At 45.0% G+C, this 12053-nt stretch carries 5 protein-coding genes; all 5 read right to left on the reverse strand.

Translation table 11 applies throughout. From position 1 onward, the window contains the following. Positions 1-106: 106 nt before the first annotated feature. Positions 107-2575: a beta-galactosidase GalB gene (gene galB / locus LN893_RS09075; protein WP_229969496.1), complete on the reverse strand. Its 2469-nt coding sequence runs from the start codon at positions 2573-2575 to the stop codon at positions 107-109. Between the two features lie 133 nt (positions 2576-2708). Further along, complete coding sequence (locus LN893_RS09080; RefSeq protein ID WP_229969497.1) at positions 2709-4094, reverse strand: hypothetical protein; 1386 nt, start codon at positions 4092-4094, stop codon at positions 2709-2711. Between the two features lie 128 nt (positions 4095-4222). Continuing rightward, the gene (locus LN893_RS09085) at positions 4223-5815 is read right to left on the reverse strand and encodes a RagB/SusD family nutrient uptake outer membrane protein (protein ID WP_229969498.1); all 1593 of its coding nucleotides are present in this window, start codon (positions 5813-5815) and stop codon (positions 4223-4225) included. 19 nt (positions 5816-5834) lie between these two features. Beyond that, the gene (locus LN893_RS09090; RefSeq protein ID WP_229969499.1) at positions 5835-8888 is read right to left on the reverse strand and encodes a SusC/RagA family TonB-linked outer membrane protein; all 3054 of its coding nucleotides are present in this window, start codon (positions 8886-8888) and stop codon (positions 5835-5837) included. A gap of 100 nt (positions 8889-8988) precedes the next feature. Continuing rightward, the gene (locus LN893_RS09095; RefSeq protein ID WP_229969500.1) at positions 8989-11850 is read right to left on the reverse strand and encodes a TIM-barrel domain-containing protein; all 2862 of its coding nucleotides are present in this window, start codon (positions 11848-11850) and stop codon (positions 8989-8991) included. Positions 11851-12053 lie beyond the last annotated feature (203 nt).

Genomic DNA, 12053 nt, shown 5'->3' on the forward strand with positions numbered 1-12053 from the left:
TAGTGAAAATTATTTGTGAGTGCTAACTCAATTACAAAGTACGGCTTTATCTATCAACTAAAAAGGCCACAAGTGTAATTTTGCTACACTTGTGGCCTTTGCCATACTATTTCAATGTAATGGTGATATCAGCAGGTTCAAGACCTTCTGCAGTTGCTGTTAACTTTACCTCTCCAGCTTGCTCTTGTGCCTGAAGTATAGCCAGGGCTAAACCATTGAAAGCTGAGCGCTGCTGCGCTTTAAATGTCTCCATACTTGTCTGAAGTCCATTGTCTACACCTGCTATAAAGGCATTTCCTTCTACATTAAACTTCACCAGATTATTCGCTTTTGGTACCAAGTTTCCGTCTTTGTCAACAACCTTTACTGTTATAAAAGAAAGATCTTTACCGTCAGCGTTGATTGTTTTTCTATCCGCCTCCAGCACGATTTTAGCAGGAGCACCCGCTGTTTTAATTTCTTTTGTCAGCACTTCTTTTCCATTTTTCCTAGAAACCGCTCTAAGTGTGCCAGGCTGAAAAGGCAGTCGCCACATCACGTGCAGGTCATCACCTTCTTTCTTTTTCGTGCCTATCGATTTACCGTTCAGGAAGAGTTCTACTTCGTCCGCATTATTATAATAAGCCCATACATCTACTGTTTTTCCTGGCTCCCAGTTCCAGTGCGGGAACACGTGTAGCACTGGTTCATCTGTCCACTCACTCTTATACATGTAGTAAGTGTCTTTCGGAAAACCAGCCAAATCCACTACACCAAAATAGGAGCTGCGGGCAGGCCAGCCATAAGGCGTCGGCTCACCTAAATAGTCGAAACCTGTCCAGATGTACATTCCAGATAAGAAGTCGTGCTTCTTCATTACTTTCCAGGTTTCTTCGTGCGTAGAGCCCCAAGGAGCACTTACATTATCGTAAGCAGAAACTGTCAGATCATCATTACCATCATTGAAAGGCAAATCCCACCTGTATGGCCAGCGACGAATACTGTCAGAAGGCATATCGTAGCTGCCACGAGTAGCCAAAGCTGATGTTGTTTCGGTAGCAATGAATTTTTGGCCAGGGAAAGTTTCTGGAAACTTCTCAAAATCCTCGTGGTGATAGTTGAAACCAATTAAATCCAGTTCGCCAGATTTGTAGATCGTGTTGTGTGGGTATGGCTCGTTCAAACCAGCTGTGATTGGCCTAGTTTTGTCCAGGCTCGTCACAATACCCGCCAATTCGTTGGCTATGGTGGTTCCCTCAGGCTTGTACTGCTCAGGAATTTCGTTGCCGATGCTCCAGATAAACACGCTTGGGTGGTTGCGGTCGCGCACGATAAAGTCACGCAGGTCCTGCGCATGCCACTCATCCCATACATGGCTGTAATCGAACTTACTCTTCTCTTGCTTCCACATATCAAACACCTCGTCCATCACAATAAAGCCCATTTTGTCGCAAAGCTCCAACAGTTCTGGCGCAGGCGGGTTGTGCGAAGTACGGATACCGTTTACGCCCATGCCACGCAAAATCTCCAGCTGACGCTCCAGGGCACGCACGTTAATGGCTGCTCCCAGCGCACCTAAATCGTGGTGGTTGCAAACGCCCAAAATTTTCATTTTCTTCCCGTTCAGCGAGAAACCTTCCTTAGCATCAAAATTAAAAAAGCGCAGGCCCACCGGTGTTTCGTAATTGTCCACCACTTTGCCATCCTGCTCAACCAGTGTCACTACCTTATACATGTTGGGCGCTTCTACCGACCAAAGCTCTGGATTCTGCACCGTCAGTTCCTGGTTAAACTCGTTTTCTTCCCCGTTCAGTTGTATAGCTTCTGATGTTACTCTTGATACCTCAACACCTGTAGCATTGTAGATAATATTGGTGAGGGAGAAAGGCCCCAGTTGCTGCGCACGATTGTTTATTTTGGTGTTGATGGCCACTTTTGCGGCCTGCTTACTAACTTCTGGCGTTGTTACATAGGTACCCCAATGCGCCACGTGCACAGGGTTTACCTTCGTGAGCCATACATTGCGGTAGATGCCAGAGCCAGAATACCAGCGGGAGTTCGGCTGCTGTGAGTTATTCACTTTTACGGCAATCACGTTTTCGGCATTGCCATACTTCAGGTGTGGCGTTAAATCGTAGCGGAACGAGATGTAGCCGTTTGGCCGTTTGCCAAGGCTCTGCCCATTAATCCAAACTTCGCTGTTGCTATACACACCGTCAAAATCGATGTAAAAGATTTTGCCTTTTTCTTCTTCGCTAACCGTAAAGGTTTTTCTGTACCAACCAATACCGCCAGGCAAAGCACCACCACCTGCGCCTGCAGGGTTTTTCTCACTAAACTCACCTTCTATGCTCCAGTCGTGCGGCAGGTTTAGCGTACGCCAACCAGATGAGTTGAACTCTGGGTTCTGCGCATTCTGCTGCTCGCCTAAGTTAAACGACCAGCCTTTGGTAAAATCGGCTCTTTCGCGCACCTGCTGCTCTTCGCCTGCAGAGGGATTAAAAAGAGACTTGCAAGAGTAGAAACCAAATAGGGCTACAAGCAGAAGGGCAAACCTATAGCCGTTTGCGGTGGCTCTTTTGAAGTTTTTATACATCGTTAAAACAGAAAATTAAACCAAGTATAGTGGCAAAATTCAATAAATTATAAAGCTGTAAAATTAGTTTTACTAAACACAAACAACTCCAGTAAGTCGTGGAGTTGTTTGTGCAGTTCAAATAAAAGTTCACTTAGGGAATTACATAATGGAACGCCAGCCACTCATCTTTACTAGCATCGTAGCTTGTGCCAAACCAGACTCCTTTGCTTTCGAACTCACCAGGGAAAGCCTTTACAACTTTTATGGTATTGGTAGTCGGATTCATCCAACTGTCTGGGTTCTGAATTAAGGTATTGTTGTTTAGTGTAATGGTATTCTCTTCTTCGTTAATGGTGAAAGTGCCTGTGGTAGTTACACCATTCTGAGATCTGGTGTAGTTCTGGGTTCCTCCAAAACGGTCGAAACGAATCCAGGAATCTTCTGCTGCAGCATCCCAAGAGTTATTCCAGCCCCAGTCTCTGGAGTCACCACTAGAAGTAGTCCAGCCTTTGCCAGCGGCAATCCAATCTACAGGGTTGCCTGCTGCATCTAAAGTCCAAACTCTACCAGAAGAAGGACCACCAGTAAGCATAGCTAATAGCTCTCCTTGCGTAAATTCAGGGTCAAATCCTTCGTCTGGCCCTGTTTCCTCAGGCTCTTCTGGCACCCAGTTGTCGGCATATTCTTTCGACACAAAGTTGTAAACCAAAAGCGCAGCGCCTTCGCAGCTATTTTTACGCATTACGGCAAACTGCATGGCATCTTCTGTTAAAGATATAAGGCGTATGCTTCCCCAGTCGTCTACGCAGCCATCGCGGCTAGCATCATGAAGCGGTGTTGCATCTGTTAGTGACAGTGTTTTTGTGTTTACATCCAGGAAGAAAGTACCAGTCTCAGTTCCTCTTGATGGCAGCATCAGGTGGTTAACAGTTACATAAGGGCCACCTTTCAGGCTAAAGGTCATGGTGCCGTAATCTCCGTTTGGCATCAGCCAGGTGTTATCAGCATAAACCGGGTTCCAATTCCAGCAGTCTCCTCCTTCGTTCATGCAGGCTCCCTGCCAGCCATTCTCCGTCCCGTAGAAGTACAAAGGCCCATCAAAGTACTTTGCTTCGATGTCTAGTATCCAAGTCTTCTCTTCACCAACGCCACCTGTAAGTGCAGTCCAAAGCGGGTCGTTTACATAGTTCAGGTTATCTTCTGTTACCTGTATGGTTACAGGATCCATTTGTACCACGCCACCCGCTGTCATCACCGATAACTTAATTTGGTATTCACCCTGAAAGGCAAACTTTACGGTATCGATGGCGCGATTTGAGCGGCCTGTGCCGTAGTCCCAAATGGCAACCGTTCCTGGTGTTTCGTTTATCAGGATTACTGTGTTACCTCCTTCGTCTATAGATCTGTCCTGTATAACACTAAATTTTATTTCATCCTTGTCGAGCATTCTGCCCAACTCGTAGCTATCGTGCTCACAAGATGTTATCAGAAACATCGGGATGAGCAGTAAATACCATAGTATTTTAAAGTTTTTCATCTGTATAAAAATTAAAAATGGCTGGATAGAATACTGTGCAGAAACAGTCAGATTTTGAACGCATGTACAAATATTCCACCTATTGTTTCAGCACAATGCTCCTATTCTCTTGCTAAATTAGATAATGCTTACCAACCAGTGTTTTGTACCAAAACACCATTAGACAAGGTTATCTGATTAAATGGTATTTGCTGCAAACCACGTGTTTCCTGTATATGGCTGGCAGAGATCGTCTTGGTAATATCTGTGCCACCACTTTGCAGTGTCGTCGTTTCGGCAATAGTAGCGGCGGCAACATCAACTCCCTGGCGCAACAGGTCCCAGTAACGTAAGCCTTCAAAAGCAAACTCCAGGCGTCGCTCTTCCATGATGTTTTCCATGTTCACAGCTAGTGGCGTAAAATCATCCTGGTAAGCACGTCTTCTCACCATATCGAAGTAAGACTGCGCATTAGGGCTACCCAGTTCAGCAGCCATCAGCAGCACATCGGCATAGCGGATAGAGAAGAAATCCTGGTACTGGCCGATCATAAAGTTAGTAGCACCACTGTTAACAGGTATACTGTTACCGTTTTCGTCTACCATCGGAGTATACTTCTTTATATAATAGCCTGTGTACTCTCTTTGCTTAGCCTCGTTCTCGAAAGGAATTTCTTCCTCCTCAATAGCGATAATGGAGGCTGCTCTGCGTGTGTCTTCTTCGCTGTAGGCATTCCACAGCCTTGGGTTAACAGTTCCTCCGCCCCATCCGTTGCCGTAAGGGTAGCTTGCGAACTCGCGCATACCCAGCATTACCATCCAATGGTTACCATCGGTATTGCCATTATAGTCGCTTGTATAAGTGTAGCGAACTGCGAACACAACTTCTTTGTTAGCTTCGCCTGCATAGTTTTGCAGCGACGCCGCTGGCCACAGGCTGGCAAAATTTTCAACAAGCCCATGTCCACTGTTTGCGATAACATCTTCCAGATAAGCCAAGGCCTGCGTTTTGTTCACCACACCTGCCAGATCAGGCTGGTTGTAGTATCCAGTATAGTATAGGTACACACGGCCGATCAAAGATTCAGCAGCCCACTTTGTTACGCGCCCGTAAGTAGCTGGCGACTGGGCAGTGTAAGGCACATCTTCCAGGTTTTCAGCAGCAAAAACCAAATCTTCAGCTATTACTGCATACACCTCTTCAGGAGAAGACTGTGGTATGTTTTCACGACTTGGTTCGGTTAGCAACGGAATATTTCCCCACAGCCTTACCATATCGAAGTACAAAAACGCTCGCAGGAACCTGGCTTCTGCCTCATAAGTGGCTCTCAGTTCTTCATTACCAGCCCAATCTATCTGGTCAAGCTTTGTAATGAGCATGTTACAGCGATAAATTGCCCTGTAGTATGCGCTCCAGTTAGCACCAAAAAGGTTTTGGTCTGACGGTGAACGCAACCTGTTAAACTCGTCCAGCATTTGGTAGCCAAATCCGTCGGAGTTACCAGTGCCTCCAAAAGCGTTATCAGACATTATTTCAGACGCAACAGGAAAGCTCACTCCTTCTGCCCAAACTGTTTGTAAACCATCGTAGCAGCCAACTAATGCTCTGTATGCATCTTCAGGGGTTCTGTAAAAATTTTCTTCCGTTACAGAAGTTATGGGTTCTGCATCCAGGAACTCATCACCGCAAGAGCCTAATGACAATAATCCTAATGAGAGTAAAAGTATATTTAACTTTTTCATACTTGCTTATTCAAAAATTTTAGAATCTGATATTTGCACCAATCATGGTTGTTCTTGGCCTTGGGTAGTAGCCTAAATCTACGCCCTGCGCAAAACCAATGGAGTAACCAATTTCTGGATCCATACCGTTGTATCTGGTAAAGGTGTACAGGTTCTGCACCGAAGCATACAACCTCACTTGCTTCACAAAACCTTTGTTGATCAGTTTTCCAAAGTCGTAACCCAATGTCACGTTGCTGATTCTAAGGAAATCGCCATCGTGTATGTACAGGTCTGAGAAGTTCGTCCAGTTACGGTTATCCTCTGTTACACGCGGTATGGTGTTAGAAGAACCTGGCCCGTACCAACGATCTAGAATAGAGGAAGAAAAGTTAGCAAATTGGTTCGCCTGGTTACGGTAAGACTGTACAATGTCGTTACCAGCAACGCCTGAAGCAAGCACTGACAAATCAAACCCTTTGTAGTTAGCAGATAAAGTCGCACCGAAAGTATACTCAGGATTCGGATTACCAATCATGGTTCTGTCCTGGTCATTGATAACGCCATCGCTGTTCTGATCCACGTATCTTACATCGCCTGGCTGTGCACTTGGCTGAATAATTCTGCCTTCACCTGTACGATAAGAGTTAACTTCTTCTTCTGTCTGGAAAATACCAGCTGTTTCCAAGCCCCAGAAGTAACCAATAGGGAATCCGTTCTGTGCTCTGTAGAATTCTAAGGAGTTATCAAAAAGCTGATTTACATCGCCGTGTACAATACCATCAGCAGTTGGAATCTCGCCTACCTTGTTTTTATTATAGGCACCGTTCAGACCTACAGAATAGTTAAAATCACCAATGTTATCGTTATAAGAAATAGCAAGTTCCACACCCGAGTTTCTTACATTACCACCGTTGATATAAGGCGGCTGAGCACCCGCTGTAGCCAAAACAGGAGCTTGAATCAACCAGTCTTTGGTTAGCTTATCATACCAGTCGAAAGTTAAGGTCAATTTGTTGTTTAAAAGGTAGGCATCAAAACCTATATCGGTTTGCTGAGATGTTTCCCACTGCAGGTTCAAGTTGCTTAGCCTGCTTGGGTACGCACCAGGTGTTAAGAGTGCATCTCCAGGTACTAAAGCTCCTTCGCCAGGGCCGAATGTATAGTTAGTATTGCGGAAATCGACCTGCGCCATGTATCTGAACGGAGGAATGCTTTGGTTACCTACTTGTCCCCAGCTAGCTCTTAGCTTAAAGTAATTTAGCCATTCCACCGAATTTTGCATGAAAGCCTCCTCAGACACAACCCAACCAGCCGAAACAGAAGGGAAGTAGCCCCACTGGTTGCCTGGCGCAAACCTGGAAGAACCGTCGGCACGGAAAGTGGTATTTAAAAGGTACTTTTCTTTGTAGTTATAGTTTAACCTACCGAAATAAGACATCCTTCTGTCCATATCGTAAGGTGCGCCGCTTAAATCAATATTGACACCATCTGCGTTGGTAGCGTTGTTTAGCCAGGCATGCTCTAAGTCGTTAAAAGTAAGGTGCGTGTTGCTGCCATAAATGCTGGAGCCATCGTTTTGGAATGCAGAAGAACCCAACATCACTTCGAAGTTATGGTCTTGCCCCGCATAGAAGTTATAGGTTAACAAGTTGTCCCAAAGAATTGACCTGCCTTTGTTAAGCGATTGGCTTGCTCTTGTAAAATCGTTGAAAGCATAGATAGAAAGCCTGTAAGTTGGTGTGAAAGAACGGCTCTCTCCTGCCGAGTAATCCATACCAAGGCTTGTTCTGAATCTTAGGTTCTTGATAGGTTCAATGGTTAAGTAAACATCACCTAGCAGCCTTTGGTTGTTTCTTCTGTTCTGGTTGCTGTATACCATTTGGGCATACGGGTTAGCTTCGGCACCACCAGCCCAAGCAGCGTTTGAGTTGTCCCAGAAATTACCATCAGCATCGTACATAGGCACAAACGGACTGGTATTAAAAGCACCTCTTAAAGAGTTGTTGTACTGGTTACCAACACCTATACCATTGTTCTGGATGTAAGCAAACGTAAGGTGCTCACCCATCTTTACAATATCTTTGTAAATGTTATGTTCGGAGTTAATTCTGAAGTTGTAGCGCTCGTAAAATGAAAGATCCTTACCTCCTACAATACCTTCTTGTGAGGTATAAGAAAGCGATGTAGAGAAAACCGAACCTTCTTTTGAGCCTTGAGCACCCAGCGAGTAGTTTTGGGTAATGGCATTGTCTACAAACATTTCATCCAACCAGTTTGTGCCTTCACCCATGGCTGCGATTTCATCATTTGTAAAGCGTGGCAGTCTACCTGAATTAACCATAGCTTCGTTCATGATCGTTGCATACTCACGGGAGTTTAGCATATCATGTGTTCTGGCCACGTTCTGCACGCCATAATATGTATCGAACGTGATTTGAGCTGGCTGACCTGCTTTTCCCTGTCTTGTAGTAATAAGCACCACACCGTTTGCAGCCTGTGAACCATAAATGGCTGCAGATGCAGCATCTTTTAAGATATCTATTGACTGAATGTCAGCTGGGTTCAGGTAGGAAATATCTCCCGTTAGCACCCCGTCCACCACATACAGCGGGCCAGAGTCGCCTATGGTACCCAAACCACGGACAACAACTCTCATGCCTTCGCCAGGCTGGCCAGAAGTTGAGGAAATCTGCACACCTGGCGCCTGCCCTTGTAAGGCTTGCAAGGCATTGGTAGTACTTTGCTTTTGCAGGTCCTCGCCCGCTACCTGTGTAGTGGCACCTGTTACAAGCTTTTTCTTTTGTACGCCGTAGCCTACTACCACTACTTCTTCCAGGGCTTTAACATCCTCTCCTAGCGCCACATTTACTTCAGCTCTGTTGTTCAAAGGTACTTCCTGCGTTTCGAAACCTGTAAACGAGAAAAGTAAGGTAACGTCTCCTGAAGGCACGTTTAATTGAAAGTTACCATCCACATCGGAGATGGTACCTATCGATGGGTCACTTTTTACACGCACACTTACACCCGGAAGGCCTAGTCCATCAGTTTCTGATGTAACTTTTCCCCTCACAGATTGCTGTGCGTAGGCCATGCTGCTTAAGCAGCACAACCAGATTAATAGTAAGATTTTCCTCATGGAATTTAGGTTTAATTTAAAATTTTAAATAGTAGCATCATTAAAAAAACAGGTATTACTGCAGCTTCACAGATTTTGCTTTACCCTTGTATTTGATTACTTTGGCAGGTTTAGCGTCAAACTGTAACTCTTTGGGGTTATTCTGATCTACAAACACTACGTTAAAGGTTCTCTTCTTCAGCATACCCTCATACTGCCCTTGCTGCTTGCCTATAGTAAGCGTTTTAGAAGCTTCGTTATAAATAATCGGGATTTGGATAAACTTACCTTGCTCGTAGTTATAGTTGGTGTTTTCGTCTTCGTAAAGTTCAAACTTACCGTCTTTACCGCCATACACATACAACGTAATTTCATCGGCAGGCTTTTCGGTGGTGTACTCGATCTCTGGCCCAAACGGAAGGATAGCCCCTGCTTTTACAAAAATCGGCATACGCTCATAAGGTGCACTGGCAGTAATCTTTTGGCCACCCTGCTTGTAAGTACCGTCGTAGAGGTTATACCATCCTGTGTTAGCTGGCAGGTACACTTCTCTAGAAGTGGCATGTCTTTCATATACAGGGTTAATGAGCAAGCTTGGCCCGAACATAAACTGATCACCAATATTCAGCACGTTTTTATCCTGACCAAAGTCCATTGCTAAGTGACGCATAATGGTATAGTCATTATGGTAAACCTGCCCTGTAATAGAATACACATAAGGCATTAGACGGTAACGCAGCTTATTGTAATACACGATAGATTGGTAAGCCTTGTGGTCTTCTGGCGCAATGTTATACACCTCGCGGAACGGAAACTGACCGTGTGCACGGTAAAGCGGCGTAAAAGTGCCATACTGGTACCAACGGGCATTCAATTCGCGCCATTCTTCCAGGGCATCTCCTTGCGGTTCTGGTCTGTCATACTTGTTTTCTACAAAGAAACCGCCGATATCGGTAGTCCAGTAAGGCAGGCCCGATAAAGAGAAGTTTAAGCCAGCAGGAATCTGACGTCTCAGTTCAGGAAAAGTAGAGGCAATATCACCACTCCAAGTTGCGGCACCGTAGCGCTGCAAACCTGCAAAGGCAGAACGGGTAAGTATAAATACTCTGTCATTCGGATTCGTATTTCTTTGCCCTTCATAAATGCCCATATTATGCATCAGCACATAGGCATTAAAGTACTTGTCGGCAGCTCCCAGGTAGGTTGGGTTCATCAGCTGCTTGCGGTGCTCAATAGAAGAATTAGATAGAATATCTGGTTCTGAGGCATCTTGCCACCAGGCATCTACACCTAACTTGTACAACTTCTTATCCAGTAGGTTCCAGAACATTTTTCTGCCTTCCGGGTTAAAGGCGTCGTAGAAAGTAGAGACATAGCCTTCCCCGATCCAGTCTCTGATACCTTCGTTGATACTTGTTTTGTATAGCAGTCCTTTTTCATCGAAACGCTTGTAAGCCTCTATTCCTTCATAAAACTTAGGCCATGTAGAGATCATGAAATGCACATTATACTTTTCATGTAGCTCCTTTATCATACCTTCAGGGTCAGGAAACCTTGATTTATCAAACTCCTGGCTTCCCCATTGGTCCTCTTCCCAATAAGACCAGTCCTGCACAATGTTATCTAGCGGAATGTTGCGCTTACGAAACTCTTTCACCGCGTTCATGAGCTCTTCCTGTGTTTTGTAGCGCTCACGGCTTTGCCAGAAGCCCATCGCCCACTTTGGCATAATCTGCGCATCTCCTGTTATGGTGCGATAACCACTAACAACTTCGTCCATGTTGTTGCCATACACGAAGTAATAATCTATTTCATCTCCTGCCTCAGAAGCAAAAGCATAGACTTGTTTTTCCTGCTCAGTTTGAGGTGTCAGGTAGCGCAGTGCTAAGAAAGACTGTCCTCCGTCTGGGTTCCATTCAATTATGAAAGCATGCTTCACGCCTTTCTCTAGGTCCTGGGCAAAAACAGACTGGCCTGGATTCCAAGCTTCACGCCAATTATCCAGTAACAGCTCGCCATCAATCCACACTTTCACATAACCAGAACCAGGCATCACAAAATGATGCTCTCCTGTTTCGTCACTCTCTATAAAGCCTTCCCAGGTAATAGTACCTCCTTCTAGAGAGTAGCCTTCTGGAAATTTACTCTGATCTTCTAAAAACTCATATTTGATCTCTTTTTCCTGGCGCACAATGGGTGCTTTGCCTGCGTTTGGTGCAGAAGCATATGTAGCGGTTAGGCCACCAGGCTGCTGGTCTTTTGTATACAATTTTAGCTTAGAAAGCTCCTGGTAAGGCCTTATATCACCAAATTTGGTGATGGAGTTATTGTCCCAAAGTATGCCGTAATTTTTGCTGGAAACCAAAAAAGGAATCACCGCCACAGAGTTGTACTGCGTCAGGTCTACCTGCCAGCCTTTGTAGTTCATCAGGCCTGTTTGGTGCTGCCCTAAACCGTATAGTGCTTCATCAGGTGTGCTTTTGAATGCTTTGTGCAGGCTATAGCTTTTTTCGTTGTTCAGCAGTTCTACTGGCGAAAAAGTATTCTTGCTGCTGTAGTTCTCCTGGAGTACAAGGTTGCCGTTTCGATCGTAAAAGGTAACTTCTCCTGTGTTAGCGGCCACCTCTACTCTAAGAGATTTGGTATTCAGCACAAGGCCTTTTGCCTCTTCCTTCACATCCCATTGCCCTTCAGCCTTTAAGTTGTCCAATACCATCAGGCTCGGCGCATCTTCAAACTCTGCTGCCGGTGTAGCTACCACCTGTATAATTTTATCTGATATAACCCGAAGCTTGAGATACTGCGGATCTCCTGCTGCCTCTTTTTCTAGTCTTACCAGTACCCCATCTTCAAGCTTCTGGAAGCTTTTGATTTTAGGTCCGCTAAAGGATGAGAGCGCAACCAACAAAAGAAGGTAAAAAGTATTCTTAAATTTCATGTAGATAGATAAACGTGTATGAACAATAAGCCTTAGAATTATGAGCAACCACTTAACCAGATGAGTAAGTAATTACACGACGAAGGTATAAAAATGTTAAGCAGCAGTGGGGTATCAAATGTTTCAGATGTATGACCTGTCTGTTAACATGGCCTTAAATAGCCTGCAAAGCCATATTTATGGGATCTTTGCGATGAGTAAAC

Origin of the sequence: Pontibacter harenae (assembly GCF_020907245.1) — a bacterium.
In the GTDB taxonomy this organism is placed as follows: Bacteria; Bacteroidota; Bacteroidia; order Cytophagales; family Hymenobacteraceae; genus Pontibacter; species Pontibacter harenae.